Origin of the sequence: Flavivirga sp. 57AJ16, from assembly GCF_028736925.1 — a bacterium.
In the GTDB taxonomy this organism is placed as follows: Bacteria; Bacteroidota; Bacteroidia; order Flavobacteriales; family Flavobacteriaceae; genus Flavivirga.
Map to the genome: position 1 here is coordinate 57,188 of NZ_JAQZAT010000013.1, position 24,188 is coordinate 81,375.

The 24,188-nt window shown below is 34.5% G+C and carries 21 protein-coding genes; 6 read left to right on the plus strand and 15 right to left on the minus strand.

What is annotated here, in order from left to right; genetic code table 11:
* The first annotated feature begins 108 nt into the window (after positions 1-108).
* Entirely contained in the window at positions 109-2,406 is a 2,298-nt protein-coding gene (locus PQO00_RS14900) for an FdhF/YdeP family oxidoreductase (RefSeq protein WP_274185647.1), read from the plus strand.
* A 44-nt stretch (positions 2,407-2,450) separates the two neighbouring features.
* Here the strand turns inward: PQO00_RS14900 and moaA are convergent, their stop codons facing one another.
* From moaA to PQO00_RS14955, 11 genes are all read right to left on the minus strand, one after another.
* The gene (moaA, locus tag PQO00_RS14905) at positions 2,451-3,464 is read right to left on the minus strand and encodes a GTP 3',8-cyclase MoaA (RefSeq protein ID WP_274185648.1); all 1,014 of its coding nucleotides are present in this window, start codon (positions 3,462-3,464) and stop codon (positions 2,451-2,453) included.
* A gap of 35 nt (positions 3,465-3,499) precedes the next feature.
* A complete protein-coding gene (gene moaCB / locus PQO00_RS14910; protein WP_274185649.1) occupies positions 3,500-4,411 on the minus strand; it encodes a bifunctional molybdenum cofactor biosynthesis protein MoaC/MoaB in 912 nt (303 codons plus the stop codon).
* 33 nt (positions 4,412-4,444) lie between these two features.
* Complete coding sequence (locus PQO00_RS14915) at positions 4,445-4,792, minus strand: four helix bundle protein (RefSeq protein ID WP_274185650.1); 348 nt, start codon at positions 4,790-4,792, stop codon at positions 4,445-4,447.
* A 54-nt stretch (positions 4,793-4,846) separates the two neighbouring features.
* Entirely contained in the window at positions 4,847-5,290 is a 444-nt protein-coding gene (locus PQO00_RS14920) for a molybdenum cofactor biosynthesis protein MoaE (RefSeq protein ID WP_274185651.1), read from the minus strand.
* Positions 5,291-5,353: 63 nt separating this feature from the next.
* Positions 5,354-6,436 (minus strand): HesA/MoeB/ThiF family protein, encoded by a 1,083-nt coding sequence (moeB, locus tag PQO00_RS14925; RefSeq protein ID WP_274185652.1) that lies wholly within the window; start codon positions 6,434-6,436, stop codon positions 5,354-5,356.
* A gap of 246 nt (positions 6,437-6,682) precedes the next feature.
* Positions 6,683-6,916 carry a MoaD/ThiS family protein gene (locus PQO00_RS14930; protein ID WP_274185653.1) on the minus strand — a complete coding sequence of 78 codons (234 nt, stop codon included), beginning with the start codon at positions 6,914-6,916 and terminating at the stop codon, positions 6,683-6,685.
* Positions 6,900-7,484: a molybdenum cofactor guanylyltransferase gene (locus tag PQO00_RS14935; protein ID WP_274185654.1), complete on the minus strand. Its 585-nt coding sequence runs from the start codon at positions 7,482-7,484 to the stop codon at positions 6,900-6,902. Before PQO00_RS14935 ends, PQO00_RS14930 begins: the two co-directional genes overlap by 17 nt.
* The gene (locus PQO00_RS14940; protein ID WP_274185655.1) at positions 7,485-8,225 is read right to left on the minus strand and encodes a sulfite exporter TauE/SafE family protein; all 741 of its coding nucleotides are present in this window, start codon (positions 8,223-8,225) and stop codon (positions 7,485-7,487) included.
* A gap of 153 nt (positions 8,226-8,378) precedes the next feature.
* Positions 8,379-8,732, minus strand: a complete 354-nt coding sequence (locus PQO00_RS14945; RefSeq protein ID WP_274185656.1) for a four helix bundle protein — start codon at positions 8,730-8,732, stop codon at positions 8,379-8,381.
* A gap of 153 nt (positions 8,733-8,885) precedes the next feature.
* Positions 8,886-9,224: a winged helix-turn-helix domain-containing protein gene (locus tag PQO00_RS14950; RefSeq protein ID WP_274185657.1), complete on the minus strand. Its 339-nt coding sequence runs from the start codon at positions 9,222-9,224 to the stop codon at positions 8,886-8,888.
* 9 nt (positions 9,225-9,233) lie between these two features.
* Entirely contained in the window at positions 9,234-10,439 is a 1,206-nt protein-coding gene (locus PQO00_RS14955; protein ID WP_274185658.1) for a molybdopterin molybdotransferase MoeA, read from the minus strand.
* Positions 10,440-10,744: 305 nt separating this feature from the next.
* Between PQO00_RS14955 and PQO00_RS14960 the strand changes: the two genes are divergently transcribed.
* The 4 genes from PQO00_RS14960 to PQO00_RS14975 all read left to right on the plus strand — a co-directional run bounded on the left by PQO00_RS14960 (position 10,745) and on the right by PQO00_RS14975 (position 18,654).
* Complete coding sequence (locus tag PQO00_RS14960) at positions 10,745-11,302, plus strand: RNA polymerase sigma factor (RefSeq protein ID WP_274185659.1); 558 nt, start codon at positions 10,745-10,747, stop codon at positions 11,300-11,302.
* 1,080 nt (positions 11,303-12,382) lie between these two features.
* Entirely contained in the window at positions 12,383-13,522 is a 1,140-nt protein-coding gene (locus tag PQO00_RS14965) for a FecR family protein (protein ID WP_274185660.1), read from the plus strand.
* Between the two features lie 406 nt (positions 13,523-13,928).
* On the plus strand, positions 13,929-17,087 hold the full coding sequence (locus tag PQO00_RS14970) for a TonB-dependent receptor (protein WP_274185661.1): 3,159 nt from the start codon (positions 13,929-13,931) through the stop codon (positions 17,085-17,087).
* 25 nt (positions 17,088-17,112) lie between these two features.
* Positions 17,113-18,654 carry a RagB/SusD family nutrient uptake outer membrane protein gene (locus PQO00_RS14975; protein ID WP_274185662.1) on the plus strand — a complete coding sequence of 514 codons (1,542 nt, stop codon included), beginning with the start codon at positions 17,113-17,115 and terminating at the stop codon, positions 18,652-18,654.
* Positions 18,655-18,961: 307 nt separating this feature from the next.
* On the opposite strand, the gene PQO00_RS14980 is transcribed toward PQO00_RS14975, so the two are convergent.
* Genes PQO00_RS14980 through PQO00_RS14995 form a run of 4 tightly spaced genes read right to left on the minus strand, consistent with a single transcriptional unit; the run spans position 18,962 to position 21,475 of the window.
* Positions 18,962-19,603, minus strand: coding sequence for a response regulator transcription factor (locus PQO00_RS14980; RefSeq protein WP_274185663.1), 642 nt, complete (start codon positions 19,601-19,603; stop codon positions 18,962-18,964).
* Positions 19,575-20,351: a sensor histidine kinase gene (locus tag PQO00_RS14985; RefSeq protein ID WP_274185664.1), complete on the minus strand. Its 777-nt coding sequence runs from the start codon at positions 20,349-20,351 to the stop codon at positions 19,575-19,577. The genes PQO00_RS14980 and PQO00_RS14985 overlap by 29 nt, the downstream gene beginning before the upstream one ends.
* Positions 20,321-20,965 (minus strand): hypothetical protein, encoded by a 645-nt coding sequence (locus PQO00_RS14990; RefSeq protein ID WP_274185665.1) that lies wholly within the window; start codon positions 20,963-20,965, stop codon positions 20,321-20,323. The genes PQO00_RS14985 and PQO00_RS14990 overlap by 31 nt, the downstream gene beginning before the upstream one ends.
* A gap of 15 nt (positions 20,966-20,980) precedes the next feature.
* The gene (locus PQO00_RS14995; protein ID WP_274185666.1) at positions 20,981-21,475 is read right to left on the minus strand and encodes a hypothetical protein; all 495 of its coding nucleotides are present in this window, start codon (positions 21,473-21,475) and stop codon (positions 20,981-20,983) included.
* Positions 21,476-21,776: 301 nt separating this feature from the next.
* On the opposite strand from PQO00_RS14995, the gene PQO00_RS15000 reads away from it, so the two are divergent.
* Positions 21,777-24,170, plus strand: a complete 2,394-nt coding sequence (locus tag PQO00_RS15000; RefSeq protein WP_274185667.1) for a hypothetical protein — start codon at positions 21,777-21,779, stop codon at positions 24,168-24,170.
* The last annotated feature ends 18 nt before the right edge of the window (positions 24,171-24,188 follow it).

Consider the following 24,188-nt stretch of genomic DNA (forward strand, 5'->3'; position numbering starts at 1 on the left):
ATATTCGTTATTAAAAATATTGAAGCACATTGTTCCATAATCTTTAAGAGGCGTATTTAAAAAAAACTTAATTTTACCAGTAATAGAAATTGAATATAGCATCATTTTATGAGCAGATCTCCAAGAGATAAAGCAAATACACCAGAAGTGTTTACAGACTTAAGAGTAACCAGGCCAGCAAGGAATAGTGGCGGGTTTAAAGCTTTAAAATCTGCAGTTAAACATGCCTCAAAATATATGAAACCTGTTGAAGCTATTAAAATTTCAACCAAAATAAATCAAAAAGGAGGTTTCGATTGTCCAGGATGTGCATGGCCAGACCCAGATGATGAGCGTTCATTATTAGGTGAATACTGTGAAAATGGCATGAAAGCGATGTCGGAAGAGATGCAAAAGAAAACAATTGGCCATGAGTTTTTTGCAAATTATTCGGTTGAAGAACTAGCCGGTTTTTCGGATTTTGAAATCGGTAAATCGGGACGTCTTTCAGAGCCTATGTTTTTGGCAGAAGGGGCATCCCATTATCAGCCCATATCCTGGGAAGCTGCTTTTGAAAAAATCGGAAATCATTTAAATGCTTTAAATAATCCGGATGAAGCAGTTTTTTACACATCGGGCAGAACGACAAATGAGGCTGCCTTTTTATATCAATTATTTGTTCGTGAATTTGGGACTGCTAATCTACCAGATTGCTCTAATATGTGTCATGAAGCAAGTGGTAGTGCTCTTTCCGAGACCTTGGGTATTGGAAAAGGCTCCGTCACTTTAGATGATTTATACAAAGCGGAATTGGTTATGGTTATTGGTCAGAACCCAGGAACCAACCATCCAAGAATGTTAACGGCTTTAGAAAAATGTAAAAAGAATGGCGGGAAAATTATAGCCATTAACCCTTTACCGGAAGCGGGGCTTATTAAATTTACCGATCCACAAAACCCGATCAAATTATTAACGGGAGGAACTAAACTAGCCGATGTATTTGTGCCCATAACCATTAATGGCGATGTAGCCTTTGTAAAAGCTATATTGCTCAAGTTGTTAGAGAAGGAGGAATTAGAAGGTGACGTGTTTGATAAAGACTTTATTAATGAACATACACATGGCTACGATGCTTTTATTTCAGATTTAAAACAATTCGATTTTGATGATTGCTTAGCATTGTCGGGGGTATCTAGATCTACTTTTGACGCTGTTTTCGATTTGGTATTAAGCAAGAAAAAGATCATCATTTGTTGGGCCATGGGGCTTACACAGCATGAAAATGCTGTTGATAATATTCGTGAATTGGTGAATCTATTGTTATTAAAAGGGAGTATTGGGAAGGAAGGAGCAGGGACATGTCCGGTTCGTGGACATTCTAATGTACAAGGAGATAGAACAGTTGGGATTTGGGAAGCGGCACCACAAGCATTTTTAGATAAAATAGAAAATAAATATGGTTTTAAACCGACCACAAAGCATGGCTATTCGGTAATCGATGCTATTAAGGCCATGAATGAGAAAAAAGCCAAGGTGTTTTTTGGTTTAGGGGGTAATTTTATTTCCGCAGTTCCAGATACTAATTATTCTGCACAAGGATTGGCTCATTGTAATTTAACGGTGCATGTAAGTACGAAGTTAAACCGTTCACATCTAGTTACAGGTAAGGAAGCTCTAATATTGCCCTGTTTGGGCCGTGCCGAAAAAGATTACCAAAAAGCAGGAATCCAAACTCAAAGTGTAGAAAATTCTATGGGGGTAGTATCTTCTACCAAAGGTATTTTAGAGCCTTGTTCCGATAAATTATTAAGCGAAGTTGCCGTAGTTTGTAATATCGCACATGCTACTTTAAAAGAGCGCTCTAAAATAGACTGGCTTCAATACAAAGATGATTATAATTTAGTTCGTGAAGATATTCAAGAAGTTGTTGAAGGCTTTAAGGATTATAATAAAAAACTGAAACAACCATCTGGGTTTTATTTACCTAATGGTGCGAGAATAAGAAAGTTTAAAACGGCAACAGGGAAAGCAAATTTTACTCTAAATAAATTACCGGAATGGAAGCTTAAAGATTCAGAATTGATCATGATGACCATACGAAGCCACGATCAGTTTAATACCACTATTTATGGTTTAAATGATCGCTATCGTGGGGTCTTTAATGAAAGACGTATTATTTTTATGAATCGGGATGACATGAAAACAAGAGGTCTTGAAGAACATCAAGTTGTAAACCTGATTTCAGAATTCAACGGTCAGGTTAGAAAAGCCTATAATTTTAAGGTCGTTGGTTATAACATTCCCAAAAACTGCTGTGCCACTTATTTCCCTGAAACCAATGTGTTAGTGCCTATAGATAGTTATGCACATACAGCGAAAACACCAGCATCCAAGAGTGTTATTATAACTGTACAGACGGTTAAATAGTGTTTTGTATTTCTATGATTTTAACTTAAGTACTGCTTTGTGTTTTACCCGCCAATGGTTATCATACTACGATTATTGCTATGTAATTTAGGTTCCTGGAGTTTTTTTAAAGTATCCATACCGCCACGAACTTTAAGCTTCGCTTGTACAGCTTTTTGAATGATTGGCTCAATGGAAGTTCCAGACCTTAGCGTTGTTAATAAATCTGATTCGGTTGAAGAAAATAAACAATTCTTTAACTGCCCGTTAGCCGTTAATCTAATTCTGTTACAAGAATCACAAAACGGGTTCGTAACAGAGCTAATGATAGCAAAACTGCCTTGATAGCCTTTTATTTTATAGTTTTTTGAGGTGTCGTTGGGCGCATCTTGTAAGCGTTCTATGTTTTCTTTTGGAAAAGAGGCATTCACGTAATCCATGACTTCGGCATAGGACACCATTTTGCTTAGATCCCATTTATTCCCATCAAAAGGCATAAATTCAATAAAGCGAATAGAAATAGGCAGATTTTTTGTGAAATTTATGAAGTCTATAATTTCATTATCATTAAATCCTTTCATTAAGACCGCATTGACCTTAACGATAAAACCTTCTTTTACCAATAATAAAATATTGTTATAAACCTTTTTAAATTCATGTCTTCTGGTAATATGCTTAAACTTGTTTTCATTTAAGGAGTCTAAACTTACATTGACTTTATTAACACCGTTGGCTTTTAAAACGGCTATGAATTTATCGATAATGACTGCGTTGGATGTGATAGATAGCTCTACGGGAAGCGTTGCTAATTTTTCCAGGATAATAGGCATGTCTTTTCTAATTAAAGGCTCTCCGCCAGTCAATCTAATTTTAGTAACCCCATGATCCACAAAGGTTTTTGCTATGTCATAGATTTCCTCGTAGGTCATTAAATGGCTTTTAGGAGATAATTTTACACCTTCTTCCGGCATACAGTAAGTACAACGCAAATTACAACGTTCAATTAATGAAATACGAAGATAGGTATGGTCTCTACCGTGTGAATCTTGTAAGATATTTTTATTCTGATTTCTATTCATTTTAAATCCTAATGAGCCTCTCCTTTGGGGAGGAATTAATCGTGCCTAGCACCTTTTAATATTCTAAAAATATGGAGTACCGATGGAAATATAGCATCCATAGATTCTTTGGCTCCATTGGTTGAACCTGGCAATGCCAATACCAATGTGTTATTTATAGTACCAGCAACACTTCTGGACAGCATTGAAAATGGCGTTCTGTCTTGTCCGTAGTTGCGAATAGCTTCTTCAATACCGGGAATTCTTCTGTCTAAAAGAGGTATAAGGGCTTCAGGGGTGATATCCCTAACAGAAAGTCCTGTTCCACCAGTGTAAATGACTAAGTCCATACCTTGTTCCTCGTAGCTTTTTGCTTTTTCCTGAATCATTTCTTTCTCGTCGGGAATAATGATATAATCTTCAATTTTAATAGCACTTTCCTCTAATTTCTTTATGATGGCCTTTCCCGCTTTGTCTTCTTTATGCCCTGCCGAAATGGTATCGGAGCACACAATGACCGCTGCTTTTAGGTCTTTTCTAAAACGATCTCTAAAGTCAGACTTTCCGCCTTTTTTATGAAGCAGTTTTATCGCAAGAATCTCAATACCTTTATCTATAGGTTTCAACATATCATACATGTTTAGGGCGACCACACTAGCGCCGTGCATAGCTTCAACTTCAACCCCGGTTTTATAAATGGTTTTTACCGTAAATAAAATAGTGATTTCCAACCCATTTATTTCATATTCAACCCCAGTGAATTCAATAGGTAAAGGGTGGCAGTCCGGTAGGATATCCGGTGTTCGTTTGACACCCAACAACCCAGCTGCTTTACTCATGGCAAATACATGGCCTTTTGGAACGGTATCGTTCTTAATGGCTTCTATAGTTTCAGGTTTACTAACTTTTACTACAGCTTGTGCTATTGCGGTTCTTAATGTGGTGTTTTTATGTGTGATATCGACCATCTTTTCGATTTTCTATTGATTATTGAATATTGATTATTTTTTGCTTGCTGTTTTTCGTGAAGCCATAAAGATTGCTGTTAATTCGCTAGATTCCTTGAGTAAAAACTCTATCTTGTCTTTTTGAATAAGGTTTTCATCCAGGGCAAATTCTAGCCAGAAATTTGATTCATCTACTTCTTCGATAACAATACTGATTTTTGCAACAAAACTGGGTTTTGATTGAGCAACGCAGGTCGCTCTGTAATTAGCAGCTACAGACGTTGAACACCTAATTAGCTGCATCTTAATATGATTAGCCAGATAAGTCCCGGGGAAAAACTCTGTAACCTTGATGCAATTATGAGCAAAAATTTTAGTTCTTTTTTTCAATGTTTCTTTCATAATAATCAATAATAAATAATAAATAGTCAATAATAAATAGTCAATAATAAATAATCACTTATTCACCTTCCATTGATGTGATTCGTCCTCAAAAATTTCCTTTCCAAATACAGGAACATCTGCCTTAACCGCTTCTACAATAAACTCTAAAGCTTCAAAAACCACTTTGCGCCTTGGGGAGGATACAAAAACAAACAGGCATATTTCGCCAGCTTTAACGGTTCCTAAACTGTGATAAATATGCATACAGGTCAGTTCGAATTTTTCAAAAGCTGTTTCCCGAATGTCATGAAACTTTGCATTGGCCATATCCTCATAAGCTGTGTATTCTATGGCAGATACTGTTTTGTTGTCTATAATGTCGGCGCGCACTTGACCTAAGAAGATATTATGAGCGCCAATACTTGTTTTAGTTTGGTGTTTTGCAATGGAATCTCCTATAAATTCTGAAGATATAGCGCCTTGCCTAAATACGTTTTTTATTTTTTTATTTGTCATTATTTTATGTTTTGTAGACCTATTGGGTTTTTAAAACTTGACAGGTCTCATTATTTCAATTGGCTAACCCAATAGTTCTTGGTAAAATTCTTTTATTTCTGGAGCACCTTCTACAATGCTATAACAATTGTTTACTTCTAATGCTTTTAATATGGAAACAGCTCTTTTACTCCTGATTCCTGATTGACAGAAAATAACTTTTTGTTTTTCGGGATCAATGCTATCTACAGATTGTTCTAATTTACTTAAAGGAATGGATGTGATCTCTAAATATTCAATTTTTGGTGTTTCATGGATTTCACGAACATCTATAATTTGAAGGTTTGTTCGATTGACAACTTCGGTTATTGAAATAGTATCGATTTCTATGTCGCAAATTTCTTCAACACTTTGGGTATGAAAGCTCTCTTTTTTGCTTAAGACAGTTTCAATTTCAGATGAAGATCTGTTTATGCTTAATGTGATTGTTTGACTGTTTAGCGCATTGTAACAAAGTAGTTTTCCAGAAAGAGGCTCGCCCAGACCTAAAATAATCTTTAAAACCTCATTAGCTTGCATCGTTCCAATGATACCGGGCAATACACCTAAGACACCTATTTCGGAGCAGTTAGGTACAGCACCTTTTTTTGGAGGGGTAGGGAATAGGCATCGATAGCTTGGCCCATTGTTATAATTAAAGACAGAGACTTGACCTTCAAACTTATAAACAGCCCCAAAAACCAATGGTTTGTTTGTTATAACAGAGGCATCATTGACCAGATAACGCGTTGCGAAATTATCGGACCCATCCACGATGATATCATATTGATTAAATAGCGCCATCGCATTTTTATGTGTAAGCTTTTCGGGATAGGCCATTATAGAAATACTACCGTTTAAATCTTCTAAACGTTTTTTGGCTGCTTCGGCTTTATTTTCTCCTAATGATGCTGTTCCAAATAATACCTGGCGCTGTAAATTTGATATTTCAACGACATCAAAATCTACAATACCAATATGACCAATACCAGCAGCGGTAAGGTACTGTAAAACGGGACAGCCCAACCCACCAGCGCCAATAACCAATACTTTGGCCTTAGAAAGTTTGTCTTGCCCTTCTTGTCCTATTTCCGATAATATAATATGTCTGTTGTATCTGTTTGTCATTCCTTAATTCCTGTATTTCGTCTTCGCTCAATATAAACTTTGGCAGGAATCTCATCCTACCATTTATTATTATTATTATTATTATGTTTTTAATGTTGTTTGCGATACTTTTCCTTTCTTAAAAAATCGAACTGACATTATGTTTTTAATGTTGCTTTTTGTCAAGTCGAAGGAGGAACGACTGAGATATCTTATAACAGTGAATTTCAAACTGTCTCTCCAATAATTATGTTTAGATCGAAACGACTAGCCTCCAGCAAATGGTGGCAATAATGCTATTTCTTTTCCTGATAATTTCGTTTCTAAAGACACCAATTCCTGGTTTTGGGCAATTTGAAAACCTTCGTTTTTAAGCGCATTATATTTTGAATATATATGCTCTAAAAGCTCAGAAATCAAGACGCCTGAGAACTCTAAAGATTCCTCTTCTTTTTGGGTAACCTCTGCTATTTGTCCAAAGTACTTAATCGTTATGAGCATCTTCTAATTGTTTTAATTCTTCTTTTGTATTCACATTCGTTGTAGCATTCATATCATGATGATCCAAAGGAATGTTTTTAACACGACATTGATTAACGACCATGCGTAAACGTCTTTCATCATTTTTCAGTAGATTGCTAAAAACACGACCACAACGCTTTTTATAAAGCGCTATTAATGGCATCGTTTTACCGTGACTTTCTATCTGAACAATATCTGGGTCAGTATCGGTGTTTATTATTAGTTTTTCCAGTATTTTAGTTTTAATTAGAGGAATGTCACAGCTTAAAACCAAATTGTAATCAGTTTTGGATGCTTCAAGACCAGAACAGATTCCTGCTACGGGGCCTGCATTTTTTATGGTGTCCGTTACTCTTTTATAACCTAGAGTATCATAATCCGGATTATCGGAAACAATAATAATTTTGGATACCAAAGGCTTTAAAGCGTCTATACTGTGTTGAATAAAAGTTTTTTCGTTTAATCTTAAAAACCCTTTATCCGTTCCCATACGAGAACTTTTTCCTCCAGCAAGCACAATACCTGTTATGTGTTTTTTGTTTATCATTTAAGTAAAAAATAATTTAGCACAAGCAATCATTAATACAAGGGCCAAAATATATTGTAGGTTCTGATTATTTATTTTTTTACTTCCGTAATAACCGCCCAAAACCCCACCAATTAGAGCGATAGCAACTAATAAAAAGGAAGCTTTTTCTAAAGTAACCCCGGTGCTAAGTTGCCCAATTAATCCAGAAGCAGAATTCACCCAAATAAACAAGGCAGAAACAGCTGCGGCCTCTTTCATTTTGCCCCAATGCAATAACAGGATCACAGGTGTTAATATAATACCACCACCAATACCTATAAGTCCTGAAAAGAAGCCAATAATGCCGCCAACAATAAGTCCTTGCCAAAGTTTTAACTCTTTTATGGATTGACTTTCTTTTCCAAAAACATTCAGCATTTTTAAAATGGCAAAAATCAATAGGACCGCGAGTATCTTTTTATATATGGAAGCATCAATTTCAATCATGCCGCCTATAAAGGCTAATGGTATAGAAGCCATTGCAAATGATATGAATAACTTCTTGTTAAAGAAACCTTCTTTGTAATAATAATAAAAAGAAATGCCGGCAACGAACAAGTTTAACAGTAGCGCAGTAGGTTTCATATTTTCGGGAGCAAAAGAAAACAATGCCATAAGTGCCAAATAGCCGCTGGCACCACCATGGCCTACACTAGCATAGAGAAATGATACTACTGGGAGTATGATTAAAAATATGTATATGTTTTCTGTTTGTAGCATTTTTGATTTATTTGGTCTAAAGTGTCTAAAGTGTCTAAAGTGTCTAAAGTGTCTAAAGTGTCTAAAGTGCCTAGAGTGTCTAGAGTGTCTAGAGTGTCTAGAGTGCCTAGAGTGCCTAAAGTTATAAGTGTTCTAAAGTTATAAGTTTAAAGTTTAAAGTTTGTTAGATATGGACGTGAAAAGTGCTAAAAGTTCTTTGGTTTCATTTAAAATTGAATTTAGTTTTTCAGTTGAGACCCATTCCATGTCTTTTATGATTTCTAACCAATATGCTGTTTCACTTGCTTCACTTTCGGATATCTTAATTTTATTTTTAAAATCCCTTTTACTACGAGATCGATTTGCTTCCCTGTAATTTGCACCAATACTAGTACCGGATTTTGTAATTTGATTTCTTAGGACTTTCCCTTCAATTGAATTTGGCAGTGAACTTGATAGTTTAATAATTGATATTCCAAACGTTCTTGTTCTGTTTTCAAGTTTCTTTGCAAATTCTTTGTTGTCCATTTAGTTTTGTTTTTTGAGCACTTATAACTTTAAATACTTTAGGCACTTATAACTTTAAATACTTTAGGCACTTATAACTTTAGGCACTTCCAACTTTAGGCACTTCCAACTTTAGGCACTTTAAATACTTCCAACTTTAGGCACTTTAAATACTTACAACAGCTCTATCTTCTCCAATTGCTCATCCAAAAAAGCCCAGCAATTTTTATTGATCTCCTCAAAGGCTTTAATTAAAGACTTTCCATAATCGGTCAGTTCGGCACCACCGCCATCTTTACCGCCAATACTGTTTATGGTAACAGGTTTTTTGGCCGATCTGTTTACCGAGTCTAAAAGCTGCCAAGCTTTCTTATAGGAGATATTTAAAGATTTAGCAGCCTTGGAAAGAGATCCTTTTTCTTGTATGGCTTTTAATAAATGCACACGCCCTTCACCAAGAAGCACATAGTTTTCTGATTCGATCCAAATTCTACTTTTAATTTTATATCCCATAATCGTCGTTTAAACTGGTAATAAAATAAGCTCTATGTCGTCGTTTATATTAATAGCGGTCATGTCTTCCGGAGCAAAAGCTAATGCATTAGAAAGTGCAAATGTCTGTAACATGGATGAATTTTGCCCTTCTAATATTTCAACCTCACCGTCCTTGTATATAGCTTTTAAAAACTGGGGCCTATCTCCTTTTTTCTCGAATGTAGAAATAGACTTCGCTTTTATTCTTGGTAATTCAATCGTGTTTTTATTCATCATTTTTTGCAGTGCGATATATACATAAGTATAAAAGCACGATAAGGCCGCTGCGGGGTTGCCAGGTAAGGCAAATATGGCCGTGCCCTCTTTTTTTCCAAAGAATAAAGGTTTTCCTGGTTTTTGCTTTACTTTATAAAAGACCTCTTTTACCTGTAACTCTTTAAGTGCTTTACCCACAAAATCATAATCCCCCACGGAGATTCCGCCCGTGACAATAACCAGATCGTTATCGTCTATAACGGTTTCAAGTTTGTTTTTGGTTTGTGTATAATCGTCTGCTATTTTGTGAATAGTGACATCATAAAATTTAAGGTTATATAAAGCGTTTAAAAGCATTTTAGAGTTGCTTTCATATATTTTTCCATAGGTTAAGGGGTGTCCGGCTTCAACAAGTTCGTTACCGGTAGTAATTAAAGCTATAGAAGGTTTTTTGTAAACAGATGCTTGAGTGATTCCTAAGGATGTTAAATAACCAATGGCGGCAGGCGTTAATTTTGTACCTTGTTTTAAAGCCAAATCCCCGGTTTTAACTTGTTCTCCCATCGGGCGAATATTGCGGCCTTCTGGTAAATGACTTTCTAGAGTTATTTTTGAACCAATAACAGCTACTTTTTCTTGCATCATAATGGCATTGGCGGTTTCTGGAACTGGAGCGCCCGTAAATATTCTGATAGCTTCTCCTGGCCTTAAGGTAGGTTGGTGTCTATCTCCTGCTTTGACTTCGCCTATTAGGCTATATGACAAATCATTATGCAAGAATAACGCATAGCCATCCATAGCAGATTGCCTAAAAGGAGGCATGTTTACTGGCGAAACAATATCTTTGGATAAGTGGTAACCACCGCATTTTTCTAAAGGTTTATTTTCCTCTTTAAAAAGAGGGGGGATATTGTTTTTAACAGCATTTATAGCTTCATTTATAGTGACCATGTCATAAATATCGTTATGTTCTTGCAAATATAACGATTTTGGTTCTTACTATAGCATGACATTTATCGGTTTATCTTATTAAATAATTCTAATTTTAATGCTATTAATTAGCCTGTACCATTACTAGGACAGGATAAAGAGATATAATATTATAATTGGTATTATTAGTACTACCAAGATTCCATTTTGAGGTTTGGGTTTTACATACATTTTATGTTTAGTAGTTGATATCGGATTTTTTATGATGATTTAAAAAAAAATGAATTTTTAGATGTGCTCTTAACCATAAATAATTAGTTTCGTAATTATAATATTCTTTTTCGCACAATTTAATGAATCTTATTTTTGAAGAAATAAAAAATAAAAATCGTCAAGTTTATCGAACCTTTTTCAATAAAAACTATGAGGATTTAGTCATATATGCTAATAGTTATCTTTTTGATAAACCGGCTAGTGAAGATGTGGTCCAAGAGGTCTTTATTTATATTTGGGAAAAAGCACATAAGATTGAATTAGAATCTTCTTTTAAGGGCTATATCTATACCATGGTAAGAAATAGGTGTCTCAATTTTTTAAAATCATTAAAAATTACCGATAACTTTAACGTTCTAGAATTTAATGTTAATTTAATTACAGAGCATGTTTTCGATTCAGCTTCAGATGAAGATAAAAAAATAGTATATCACCAAATACTTAAAATAGTAGACACCCTTCCAGAGAGAATGAAGCAAATTGTAAAATTGAAATTTTTACATAATTATAAATACCGTGAGATTGCTGAAGAGCTCGATATTTCCGTTAATACCGTTAAGACTCAATTAAAACGGGCCAAATCTAAAATTACAGAACTTGTAACATCCATATTAATTCTTTTGGAACTACATCAGTAAGAGCTACGTTTTTAATCGAAGATTTACTTACTGATTTTAAATTCTGTGAAGCTAATCTTTTGATTTCATGATGTCCTATTTAATCAAATAAAATGTGTGGGTCATCTAAATAACAGCATTTCGATTTTTGACGAGAAAGTTAAAAACCTGCGCTCGATTTCCCGCTTGCAGCAGGTAGCGATTACCTATGAAACCCCCGCTCCCGCTAAACTGTGTTTAGTGGCGTACCGAGTAAGAAAATAAAAAGTTAAAAGCTACTTTAGAGATGGGGTAGCTTTTTTGTGGGCTAAAAGTTAAGAAGTAAAACCTGTTTAGTGGCCTCAGCAGTGAGCAACAAGCAATAAAATATTTCATAAAAGCTTTTATGGAAATATGTAGCTTTTCGTACTTTAGGAGCATGAGTAGAAATTATAAGTTTCATAATGAATCAGGAATTTTTGTCAGTTTGGCTATCAAATCTATGGTTGATGTATCGAAAACAAGATAATTTCTAGTTCCCGAGCACTTTTCGACACTAAATTTCCATGAAATTTAACTCGAAGATGTCCACGAATTAGTTAACCCTTACAGAAGTGGCATGTTAGCTCTTAAACGAGGTTCACGTTACAATAATATTTTGATTTATTAATGTTCAGTTAGTTTGCCGCCACTAAACACAGTTTAGCGGTAGCGGGGACTAATGCGTCGCAAGGTTCTGAAGAAACCAACGAAGTTTATAGTTCACCTCTGCTTTCCTTTGAAAAAATAATATTTTTTATGGAATTGCTAAGTAAAGGCGAAGTTTTGGGCTTGGTTCTTCTCAAGCGTGAGCGTGAGAAGAAATCCCTCTCGAAAGGGCGTCTTTTCTCCTGCCTGCCGGCAGGCAGGTTTGTTACTTTTCTTTGGACGAGCAAAGAAAAGTAAGTAAAAAAACTTTTAGCTTATATACCGAAAAAGATGTGGGTACACTGTAGCTGCTGGAAAGGCAGGGATAGCTCGTTTCAAGAAATTATTTATTCGTTTTAACCTTTTTTTAGGTTTTTGTCACCCATTTTTAATTTTGTGTTGTCCTAAGAGTAGGTCGTACTATAAATAAATCAAATGGAGTTTAAACTAATCCTAAAAAAACTTAACAATACCATTACTTCGAGTGAGGAATTGATCTTCAATGCTTGGTATCAAGAGAAAAATGAGCACAGGCATTTCTTCGATAATGTAAAGACTAATTATAGTAAGCCTGTTGATGCGGTAGATATTGAAAAAGCGTGGCAAAAAATAGAAAATAAAATTGATAAACCAAAAGAACGAAAAACTTACTGGAAGTTTGCAGTAGCTTCTATTATTGTTGGTTTATTGGCATCAAGTTATTTTTTTAAAGATGTTTTTTTTAATAATCCTGTTGAAAAGACACCTATTATTGTTAAAGAAAACACGATTCAACCGGGTACAGATAAAGCGGTGTTAACGCTAGAAGATGGGTCTCAAATTGCTTTAGAAAAAGGAGCGTCTTTCCAAAATAAAAATATAAATAGTAACGGGAAAGCATTAATATATGATAAGAATAAGCAGATTGAAGATTCAAAAATTGCTTACAACTATTTAACAATTCCCAGAGGGGGGCAATTTTTCATAAAATTAGCCGATGGAACACAGGTATGGTTAAATTCAGAGTCAAAACTAAAATATCCCGTAAATTTTAAGAATGGTGAAATTAGAAAAGTTGAGTTAGTTTATGGCGAAGCGTATTTTGATGTATCACCGAGTATAGACCATAATGGGGCCGAATTCAAAGTTTATAATAATAAGCAAGAAGTACATGTATTGGGTACAGCATTCAATATAAAAGCTTACAAAGATGAAAGCACTATTAATACCACGTTAGTAGAAGGTAATGTTGTTTTAAGTTATGAAGATAAAAAATTAAGCTTACTACCCAACCAGCAATCAAGTATCAATATTAAAAACAACACTATTATAACTAGAACTGTTGATGTTTATAACGAAATATCCTGGAAAGAGGGGATCTTTAGTTTTGAAGATAAATCGCTTAAAGAGATTATGAAAGTATTATCCCGCTGGTATGATATGGAGGTTGTTTTCAAAAATACCTCAGTACAAAACGAGGAATTTCTTGGTGTGCTAGGAAAAGAACAAAGTATAGAAGAAATATTAACAAATATTAAAAATTTAGGAATAATAAATGACTTTGAAATTACAGATAAAAAAGTAGTATTAAAATAAAAAGGGAGCGAAGTATAGACATTTCGACGTATCAAACTTCGTCCCTTAATCTATGTATTAATTAATTGTTTAACTAACACCAAGCAAATTTATGAAAATTAAATTACTAAATGTTCGTTTCCTCGTTCGGAAACGACTGCTAAACTTTATTATGAGAGCTTTTATCTTTTTTTTGTGTACAACAGTTTTTAGCCTTGCACCCTCAAAATTGCTTTCCCAAAAAAAAGTACGGATAGACCAAGACCAATTGGTTACTGTCTATCAGGTATTTAAAATTATCAAGAAACAAACAGACTATCGTTTCATTTATCCGAAGAGGGCATTTAAGAATGTCCATAAGGTACAGTTGAAAAAAGGAGAGGTAACTATAGATTTTTTGTTAAAACATAGTTTGTCGAATAAGAATTTGAGATTCGAACTGTCTGAAAATAACACTATTGTAATTACTAAAAATAGAAAAACAATAGTCGTTAAAAAACCACAAAAAATTGTTATTAGTGGAATTATTTCTGATGAAAATGGACAACCTTTACCTGGTGCAAATGTTCTAGAAAAAGGAACTTCAAACGGAACACAAACAGACTTTGATGGCGAGTTCTCGTTAAACGTTTCTGATAAAAACGCTATTTTGGTTATATCCTACATAGGGTTTGTATCGGAGGAAGTACGTGTTAATGAACAAACTAATTTAAACATTAAATTAAAAGAAGATGCAGCCGCTTTAGAAGAAGTAGTTCTTATTGGATATGGAACTCAAAGAAAATCTGATGTTACGGGAGCAGTTGGAACTGTAAGTGGTGAAAAATTGAAGGAACGTTCGGCGACCTCTCTTAATGAGGCTTTAGCTGGTAGGATTTCTGGAGTACAGGTGAACACAAATTCGGGTCGTCCAGGTGGTAGGTCTAATGTTCGAATTAGGGGGTTTAGTTCTATTAACTCCTCTAACAATCCTTTATATGTTATCGATGGGGTTCAGTTACCACAAGGTGATCAAGCTCAGTTTAGTACTGCTATAGATTATTTAAACCCGAGCGACATTGCATCGATTGAAGTACTTAAAGATGCTTCTTCTACAGCAATTTATGGTTCTAGAGGTGCAAACGGGGTCATTCTTATTACTACTAAAAGAGGAAAAGCAGGACAGGGTAGAGTAACGTACGACATGAGCGTTAATATCAAAGAATATGGGCCAAACAGGGTAGATGTTTTAAATGCAGAAGAATACGCGATGATAGAACAGCTCTCTTGGGAAAATGCAGAGAAATTTGACCCAGACGGGTGGGCTGCTGGAAATTATGTAGACTTAGAACCAAGTGTTAAAAGAGCTGGTGCAAATGTGGCACATTTGTTTGATGCTAATGGAAAACCCTTGTATGATACAGATTGGGCAAAAGTGATTCAACAACATAATGTATCTAGTAATCATCAGTTGGGTTTTTCGGGAGGGAATGAAAAGACAACCTATGCGTTTTCAATTGGCTATAAAGATGAACAAGGACTTTTAATAAACTCTTATCTTCAACGTCATTCAGTAAGTTTTGCAGTTGATGACCAATTAAAATCATGGTTAAAGGTTGGAGGTACACTTAGTTACAACAGTCAAAAAGAAAATCTGGTAGATACCGACGATCAAGTACCGCGCAGAATGGTTGAAGATTTTCCATTCCTCCCAGTTATATACGAAGGTGGTCCCTTGGAAGGCGCATATGCAAACAATAGAGATTATCCAAATGCAGAAGGTACTAGAAGTTCTTTAAATCAATTAATAAGCAGAAAACGTGAATTAAATACGCAAACTACTTCAGGTAGTATGTACACAAACATTGACATCATGCCAGATTTACAAATGAAAACGGTAGTTGGTGTAAACATAATGACTCAAAATAGAAATGAATTTAATCATAGTAGGTTAAGTAGCAGTGGCGTTGCCGATGCTCAAGCGAACAGTATTAAACAAACTTTCTGGTCATTTGAAAATTACTTGACCTATAATAAGACGATCAATAAAAATAATTCATTTACGGCCCTATTGGGAGTTTCTTGGCAAGAATCGGATGCTTTTAGTTTTGGTGCTAGTTCTAGAGATTTCCCAACAGATATTTTTGAGTACAATAATTTAGGAGCTGGTTCTGATGGTTTAGAAGTTCGCTCAAGTGCAAACAGACATGCCTTAAATTCTTATTTTGGAAGGATAAACTACAATTTTATGAATAAGTATTTGTTTACCATAACTGGTAGGGCCGATGGTTCTTCTAAGTTTGGTGATAATAATAAGTTTGCTTTTTTCCCATCTGCAGCGTTTGGTTGGAAAATTTCAGAAGAAGACTTCTTAGTTCATAGCGAATCTATCTCGAATTTGAAATTAAGAATGAGTTATGGTCTTACGGGGAACTCAGAAATACCACCTTATTCTTCATTATCACTTTTAAGTTCTGGTTACACAGCTATTTGGAATGATTCTCGAATAGGCGGAACAGGATTGAACAGATTAGCAAACCCAGATCTTAAGTGGGAAAAAACAGCACAAACCGATATAGGAGTTGAATTAGGGTTGTTTAATGGGAGGGTTAATATAGAAGCGGACTACTATTACAGGAAGACTACCGATATGTTATTAGACGCACCAGTACCTCAATCTAGTGGATATGCTACTATTAGAAAGAATATTGGGTCGATGGAAAATAAAGGCTTTGAATTCGGACTTAACACCATCAATATCACAAATGATAATTTTAGTTGGAAAACTAGTTTTAACATCTCTCTAAATAAAAATAAAGTACTTTCATTGGCTACACCGTCTGATATTTTTGGTGTTGGAGCAGGTAACTTTACCAATCCAACAAATATTATTCGTGTGGGGGAATCTGTTGGTTCCTTTTGGGGCCTTACAAGGTTAGGAACCTGGAATACCGATGAAGCTGCCGAAGCCGCAAAATTTGTTAGTTATCGCGGTGGAAAAGATATTTTACCTGGAGATATTAAATATTTAGATGTCAATGGGGATTATGTTATTAATGATGCAGATAGAAAAATAATTGGTAATGGTAGCCCGGATGCATGGGGAGCTTTTACAAATTATATAACTTACAAAAACTTTGATTTTACGCTAGAACTTCAATACTCAGTGGGTAATGATGTTATGAACATGAATTTACACTCGAGTGAAGACAGACAGGCACTTGCCAACAGTTACAGAACAGTTTTAAATGCATGGACACCAGACAATCAGGACACACCTATTGCACAAGTTAGAGAAACTAAGGCTGGTTATATTACAAATGTTGATACACATTGGATTCAGGACGGTTCATTCATTAGAGGCAAAAACCTCATGTTAGGGTATAAATTTAATGAAAATGTACTTGGAAAATTACATTTGAGCAAACTAAGAATTTACGCTTCTGCACAAAATTTATTTTTAATTACAGCAGACGAACTTCTGGGAGACCCCGAGGTAACACCAGCTAGAGGTGATAGTAGCAATAATGTTTTTTCACAGGGGCAAATGTGGCATGAATATCCAAAACCAACAACATTCACTATGGGTCTACAAATTGGACTGTGATTTTTAAACCTTAAAATTTATTAAAATGAAATTTATTAAAATAAAATATATAAGCAGGTATTTCTTTTTTACGATTTTCTTGCTTGGAGCATTAAGTTGTTCAGATTTTTTGGATGAAGCAGATCCATCAAACTTAACACCAGACAGTTTTTATACGACTGCCAAACATGCCGAATCGGCAATAGCTGCGGTATACGACCGTTCCAGATTTGTAGGTTATGATGCTGGTATTTTTTCATCTAATTGGCAAATGTTAGAAGCTCCAACAGGGACTACTAGCACTGAGACTGCCCAAAATTCAGATCTTAACAATTTGTATTCATTATCATTTGATGCCAATACGGGGCATATTCAAAATTGGTGGCGAGGTGTTTACGAGGTTATAGCAAATGCAAATTTGGTGTTGGAAAATGTTCCTGCTATCGAAATGGATGAAGCATCTAAGTCCAGAATTTTAGGAGAAGCTCAATTTTTCCGTGCTTGGGCTTATTTTTATGCTGTAAGACTTTGGGGTGACGTGCCATTAATTACAGCCCCACAAGATGCTGGGTCTGAAGACTTTTATCCGGCTAGAACGTCTCAAGATACTGTTTATGAGCAAATTATAGCAGATTTAGTAGCAGCCGAAAGCGCAGGTCTTTCTTGGACAGATGAAAGTGGTCGCGTATCGCAAGCCGCTGTTAAATCACTTTTGGCGAAGGTATATCTCACTATGGCGGGACATCCATTAAATGAAACATCTCGTTATACTGATGCTGCAAATAAAGCCAAAGAAGTCATTGATAATGCAGGCAGCATTGAATTATTTGATACCTATGGAGAAATACATGACGAAAATTTTGGAAATACTAAAGAACATATTTTTAGTTTACAGTATTTTAGTGATGTTGCTGAAAATCCAATGGGTAATATGTTTCCTAATTTCAAACCTGTATCATATCGTGGAAATTCCGGAACAGGAAGTACCATTCCTGATATTTCGTTTTACGATTCGTTTGAATTAGGCGATCTAAGAGCGCAAGATCAGCAAGGTTGGTTTTATAGCACCTATTATGAAAATGGCGATGGTGCGCCATTTAATTTAGGAGGACAATACATTTTCAAACACTTCAATGTTACAGCCAATGGTACTTCTGGTGTTCCAGGGACCACTAAGGATAATCTTAATGTGCCAATTATTCGTTATGCCGAAGTTTTACTAATTTATGCAGAAGCTTCTAACGAGGTTGGTGGACCAAATCAATTAGCACTTGATGGTCTTAAAGCCATTAGGGACAGAGCATTATTAGAAACACTTACCTTAGGGGCATATACTCAAGATTCTTTTAGAGATGCCGTATTAAGAGAAAGATGGTATGAACTATGTTTTGAACAAATTACTTGGTTTGATATGGTACGTTTAAGAAAAGTATTTAACCACACTAGTTTAGGATTTGACAATTTTATAGGACATATTAATAACAATTCTGGACAAGCTTTACAAGAAAAGCATCTATTGTTTCCAATTCCATTCCAAGAATTTGTAAATAATCCAAGTTTATTAAATCAAAACCCAGGTTATGATTAATAGCAATTGGTAGGAAACAGACTAATATTATCAAAAGATTATAAAAAGAAATTTTTAATAGGAAAGAATGCCTCGATGCTCTGCGTCGGGGTTTCCGTTAAAATTGTCATTCACGTGGCATCGAAAGATTAGTATTAATGATATAAAATGAGCGAGTATTCTAAATACAGCATTTTGATTTTAACCCAAAGGTCAAAACCCTGTGGGTAACTTAGCAGGGTATTAAACTGTAGCTATTGTTATGATTGAATTTTATTCATTATCTGAAATCTCACCGGACTACTAGGCTATGTCACCGAAGCAAGTATTATAACTTATAAATACCATTTTTAATAGCATACAGCACAAGTCCTATTCTATTTTTAACCTGCAGTTTTTGAAAAAGATTATCTCTATAACCATCTATGGTTTTTGGGCTTAAAAACATTTTTTCGGCTATTTCTTTATAAGTCATTTCAGAGCAGGTGTGTATAATAAACTCTCTCTCTCTATCCTTTATTTGGATTTTACTTGAATCGTCTTCATTTAAAGAGTTAATTAAGATATTTGAAACATCTTTGGTATGATAATAACCATGTTTTATAGTTTCTGTTAAAGCCAGCTCTAAAACATCTTTCTCAACATCTTTTAATAAATAGCCTTTGGCGCCAGCTTTAAGCATTTTAATGATAGTGATATCGTTTTCTTCAACAGAAAGGGCTATAACATTAATTTTCGGGTATTCATTTTTTATAATTTCTGTGGTCTCTATACCATTCAATATGGGCATGTTAACATCCATAAGTATAATATCTGGAATATTATTTGGTGTTTTAAGTTTGGTAAGCAGTTCTTTGCCATTTTTACAGGTAAAAAGTACATCGAAATCTTTAAAAGAATTTACAAGACTTGCTATGGCTTGAGATAATAAAACATGGTCTTCAACAATTACTACTGTATGTGTTTTCATGGTTGATTTGGTATGTAATAGTTAGTTTTGTTCCTTTGTTTGGTTCCGATAAGATGGTCGCATTTGCATTTACCAATTTTGCCCTATTCTTTATGTTGCTTAAACCAATACCAGAATGTTGCTGTTTATTTAAATCAAAGCCTAAACCATTATCTTTTGCCGTAATGATTAGCATATCTGTTTGATAGTCTAAAATAATATCTAAATGCGTTGCTTTTGCATGCTTTATAGTATTTGAAAAAAATTCTTGTAAAATTCTAAAGAATACAATTTCAATTTTACTGTCTATTTTTGTTTGCCGTCCTTTAATAGTAAGTTGGGACTCTATAAAATTAAGCCTATTAAATCGATTGATTTCACCTGTTACGGCTTGTTCTAAAGACATGTTTTTTAGAGCATCTGGGCTAATTAATTTTGATAAATCCCTTAATTCTTTAAGGCATTTGTTTAGTGTCCCTTTAACTTCGTCAATAGAGGAATCGTTTTGTAACTGTATTTTAGCTAAAGTGAGTAATTGACCAATGTTGTCATGCAGTTCCCAACTAATATTTCTAAAGGTCTCTTCCCTGATTTCAATTTGGGCTTTAGATATTTCTTGTTCAAAATGTTTTTTTTCAAACTCATTTTTTAAAATTAACGCGTTTTTTCTTTTTTGAAAAAGAATAAACAGGGAAATCATGGTGATTATTAAAATAAATAATACAACAGATGATATGATTAAAAATGATTGTATTTCTTTTTCGTCCATGAGAAACCTATTATATAACAACTATACAAAATCATGTTTAGAATAAAAAAAATACTTGTGAATGCCAAATTATTAATCCAAACATTAAAGTATTTGGATAATAATATAAATGGTAACATACCTATATTAAATAATACCAGAGCTATCGTTATCCAGAAGCTTAATTTATGTTTTATCTTTAAAGTATAATCTGAATTAAACAATTGATGTAAATGAAATCCAGCAAAAATTAATAGAAAAGAAGCACCAATAATAAAACTATATTGGTGTAGTTCAACATTAAGGCTATTTAAAGCATACAAAACAGTGAATATAACACTTAACACTTTTATTATTATCTTATACAATCGTTCCATTAAAATAGTATGGTACCACCAATAATAAAACAAAAAACTAATGCCCGTGTAGCCATAATAGAGCCATGTATTATCTAATTTTAGAAATATAGATAAGGGCCCTAATATGGCATCTATAAAAAAAGTTACCCATAAAAAAAGTAAAAAATAACGCTCCGATGAATTGACATACTTTTTATAATGAACTAATGCAAAAACAGCCGCAATAAGCTCAAGGGCATTAATTAAATATGACAAAAAAATAGGATTGGTACTCATTTTATGGGCTGTTTATTATAAATCTTTAGGAGGTCTTCCGGCGTGCCCATAATTATAGGCTGGAATTTCTTGAATATTATCCTCAATAACAAAAGCAGAGCTTATAGGTAAAAAACTTGCTTTAGAGGTTGTTTTGTGTCCTGTCGGCACTAAAAATACAGTTGAATACCCGGGATCTGGATATTTTTTATCTTTTGGATAGGCGCCATTATAAATGCGAATACCTAAATTTTTGTAACCCAATGTTTCCGCTTCTTGTTCTACATAAGCAATGTATTCTTTTAATTTTTCCAGTTCAAACCAGAATTCTCGGGTGTCTTCTATTTCCAGATACTTATTAATAATAGCACCTCGAGTATTTTTATACTCTTCTTCTAAACGATTGGCATACTCGTAATCAATAGCTTGTTCTGGCTTTTCAATTTTTTGAGGCTTTTCTTCACATGATTGAAAAAACAGTGTCATGACTATTAAAAAAAAAGCTAGCTTTTCAAATGGTTTTGTTTTCATTGAGATTATTAGTTATTGGTTCATTATCAAAAATACATATTAATATTTGAAATTTTATATTCCGTTTAGAGGTTATATAGAGTGCTTTTTTGTTTAATAATCTGTAAATCAGGTTTTTGAATTGATTTTACGAGCAATTTTCGAGGGTATTCCTTATTAAAAAGGGGAAAAACACCCATTAAGTAAAATAAACCACTTATTGTATTTTGGAATAATCCCCTTATAGTTTTTCAGGTTTTTCACTCTTGAGTTGATCCGACTTTCAAAATACCTTTGAACATCATTTCAAAACAAAAGAATTATGAAAGCTACAACTCTTAATTCCTTTTTAGGAAAAATTTTGCTTTATGGCCTATTTGCCATGGTGCTTTTTTCAACCATAGCATTGTCCGCACAAAATTTTAGTGGATTAGAAAATAAACAGCTTAATAAGCTAGATGATATTGGAGCCGTAGGAGTTAGCCTTTTTGCAGAACGTATTAAAGGAAAAATAGAGTCCGTTATAGTAACCCATGATAGTGAAAGAAAACTAAAAATTGCTTTGGAATTCACTGAGTTTTCCGATTATAATTATACCCTTATAGCAGAACTAAAGAATGCTCAAAAATTAAGACAGACAGAATTTCAACAAATCAAAGTAGACTTAAATGGCAAGCAAAGTCCCTTGGAACTAGAGTTTAATTTGGATGAAAATACCCCAGAAGGCACAGAACTTACATCGGCATTTTTAGAAATTAGAATAGGTTCTAAAAGTTTGAAACCTATTTTCTTATATAACCTTAATAAAAACTGGAAAACCGAAATTAACGCAGAAAACCTAATAGTTCCAGTAGCATTAGTACCTATTGGAAGTGCCGCAAATTTAAAAGAAAGTTCTCAAAAGATAATCATTCCAAAAAGAAAGCCCGATTTAAAATATAGTATTGATAAATCTAAGTTGAGAACCTTTAAGCAGCCTCTTTTAATGACTACGACCCCAAGTACAACAACGGTGAGCAGTGCTATTGATGGCACATGGATCAATGATAATAAAGATACGAAAAATATTACAAAAATTATTATTTCCAACAAAGGAAAAAATGTTCAGGTCTTTGGGAAGTGCAGTCCAAAAGATTGTGATTGGGGTACAAAAAAATTAACTCCAAAAAGAAACAGCACCAATACATATTGGGGTATTTTCGATACCAGTATTGCAAAATCCACATTCATGTTTACCATTAATAATAATAAAATGGAGGCAAAACATGCCAGGGATTATAAATCGCCATCTAGGCCTACAAAAAGAAGTGTTGAAAAATTTACCAAACTTAACCTGTTTATTGCTAGACCCATATTCGTGCCTACAACTGGAACTACATCACCTACAACCACTCAGCCGGAGCCCGAAGATACCACACCCCACGGTCCTGATAATACGCCCATTTCGCTTTGGGACGACCTGGTTGCCGATCACGATTTTGAATTTCCTTATGAAATTACAAATGTGAGAATGGATATATATCCAGATAAAAATCCTGCATCTGGAACTTTTTATTACTTGCCCAGTGCTTATCACTTAAGATGGAATGCAGACGAGGGGTATGATTTTTCCATGTTGTATGGAACAGCAGATGCTTCAAGTTCCTCTGGAAATGTAAGGATGACCGGGACACTAACACCAGGGATCAGCTCAAAGGAAATTGCATTGGTAAAATCTTTATTGGAATCTTATATAGAAGGAAACCCTAATTATAGCTTTACAGAATTAAAGATCATGCCCATAAATGCCACACCGGCAATTTCTCTTTCATCTGGACTGGAAGGGCTATACAACATAAGCTCAGATCAAATAAACGTCACGGTATCATCATCCATACGGGAACCTATAGATATATCGTGGATGACCAGTAATACCGATAAAGACGACATGCAAACGGTGTTATCTGCAGGAGATGGTATAAAAGGCAGTATGACACTTGCCCCGGCAAGTGAAACCGTACCAGAACAACTTATTCCAGTTCGCATAACCCTTGCAGATTCCAGAACCCTAGGTAAGTTTATATTAGAACCTAATAAGTGGCGAAATGAAAATTGGGTAAACAATACGCCTTTTCCCTTACGTCTTAAAAAGGTACATGCCCTTATTATTGAAAAACAAGGGACTAATACCATTCCTATCATTTATACATGGGATTTAAATAATGTTGAGATTCCATCAAAGGCAAAAGTACAGTTTGATGCTTCCAAAATGCCAAAATGGGTAGAAACACAATCAAAAACAAAGCAGATCTGGTTGGATTATGCTATTGTAGATTGTACCGAATGTGTAAATAAAACCATAGATGCCCTTACAGATGGTACTTCGGGTAGTAAAGTAAAGCATATCTCTTTTGAGTCTTTTCAATTATTTAACGATACAGATATCGCCCTTTTACAGGTAAAAGCCCGTTCAAAGTACATAGACCCCAAAGGAACGCATGTTTTAGAGTCCGAACCTGTTAGAATCACAGAAGACAATAAGTCTTTTACTTTAGGCCCTCTCTATATTCCAGAAGGGGAAAGCCCTCAATTTGAATATTTCTTCACTTTAGTGATGAATGATGGTACGACCCATCAATCTGATAATTGGTTGTCTCATGAAGAGCTCTTTATGTTTATAGGTATGGCAAAACTTAAGGAAAACATCTCAAGCTTTAATACAGAAACAGAAGATTAAAAGCTAACATTTAACACG

Excerpts from the sequence above, each read along its gene's own strand:
- PQO00_RS14975 (WP_274185662.1), top strand. The coding sequence starts at position 17,113 with ATGAAATTTATTAAAATAAAATATATAAGCAGGTATTTCTTTTTTACG.
- PQO00_RS14960 (WP_274185659.1), top strand. The coding sequence starts at position 10,745 with ATGAATCTTATTTTTGAAGAAATAAAAAATAAAAATCGTCAAGTTTAT.
- PQO00_RS14915 (WP_274185650.1), bottom strand. The coding sequence starts at position 4,792 with ATGAAAGAAACATTGAAAAAAAGAACTAAAATTTTTGCTCATAATTGC.
- PQO00_RS14940 (WP_274185655.1), bottom strand. The coding sequence starts at position 8,225 with ATGCTACAAACAGAAAACATATACATATTTTTAATCATACTCCCAGTA.
- PQO00_RS15000 (WP_274185667.1), top strand. The coding sequence starts at position 21,777 with ATGAAAGCTACAACTCTTAATTCCTTTTTAGGAAAAATTTTGCTTTAT.
- PQO00_RS14930 (WP_274185653.1), bottom strand. The coding sequence starts at position 6,916 with ATGCTCATAACGATTAAGTACTTTGGACAAATAGCAGAGGTTACCCAA.
- PQO00_RS14995 (WP_274185666.1), bottom strand. The coding sequence starts at position 21,475 with ATGAAAACAAAACCATTTGAAAAGCTAGCTTTTTTTTTAATAGTCATG.
- PQO00_RS14985 (WP_274185664.1), bottom strand. The coding sequence starts at position 20,351 with ATGGACGAAAAAGAAATACAATCATTTTTAATCATATCATCTGTTGTA.
- PQO00_RS14920 (WP_274185651.1), bottom strand. The coding sequence starts at position 5,290 with ATGACAAATAAAAAAATAAAAAACGTATTTAGGCAAGGCGCTATATCT.
- PQO00_RS14935 (WP_274185654.1), bottom strand. The coding sequence starts at position 7,484 with ATGATAAACAAAAAACACATAACAGGTATTGTGCTTGCTGGAGGAAAA.
- PQO00_RS14965 (WP_274185660.1), top strand. The coding sequence starts at position 12,383 with ATGGAGTTTAAACTAATCCTAAAAAAACTTAACAATACCATTACTTCG.
- moaA (WP_274185648.1), bottom strand. The coding sequence starts at position 3,464 with ATGAATAGAAATCAGAATAAAAATATCTTACAAGATTCACACGGTAGA.
- PQO00_RS14990 (WP_274185665.1), bottom strand. The coding sequence starts at position 20,965 with ATGAGTACCAATCCTATTTTTTTGTCATATTTAATTAATGCCCTTGAG.
- PQO00_RS14945 (WP_274185656.1), bottom strand. The coding sequence starts at position 8,732 with ATGGACAACAAAGAATTTGCAAAGAAACTTGAAAACAGAACAAGAACG.
- PQO00_RS14900 (WP_274185647.1), top strand. The coding sequence starts at position 109 with ATGAGCAGATCTCCAAGAGATAAAGCAAATACACCAGAAGTGTTTACA.
- PQO00_RS14980 (WP_274185663.1), bottom strand. The coding sequence starts at position 19,603 with ATGAAAACACATACAGTAGTAATTGTTGAAGACCATGTTTTATTATCT.
- moeB (WP_274185652.1), bottom strand. The coding sequence starts at position 6,436 with ATGACAAACAGATACAACAGACATATTATATTATCGGAAATAGGACAA.
- moaCB (WP_274185649.1), bottom strand. The coding sequence starts at position 4,411 with ATGGTCGATATCACACATAAAAACACCACATTAAGAACCGCAATAGCA.
- PQO00_RS14950 (WP_274185657.1), bottom strand. The coding sequence starts at position 9,224 with ATGGGATATAAAATTAAAAGTAGAATTTGGATCGAATCAGAAAACTAT.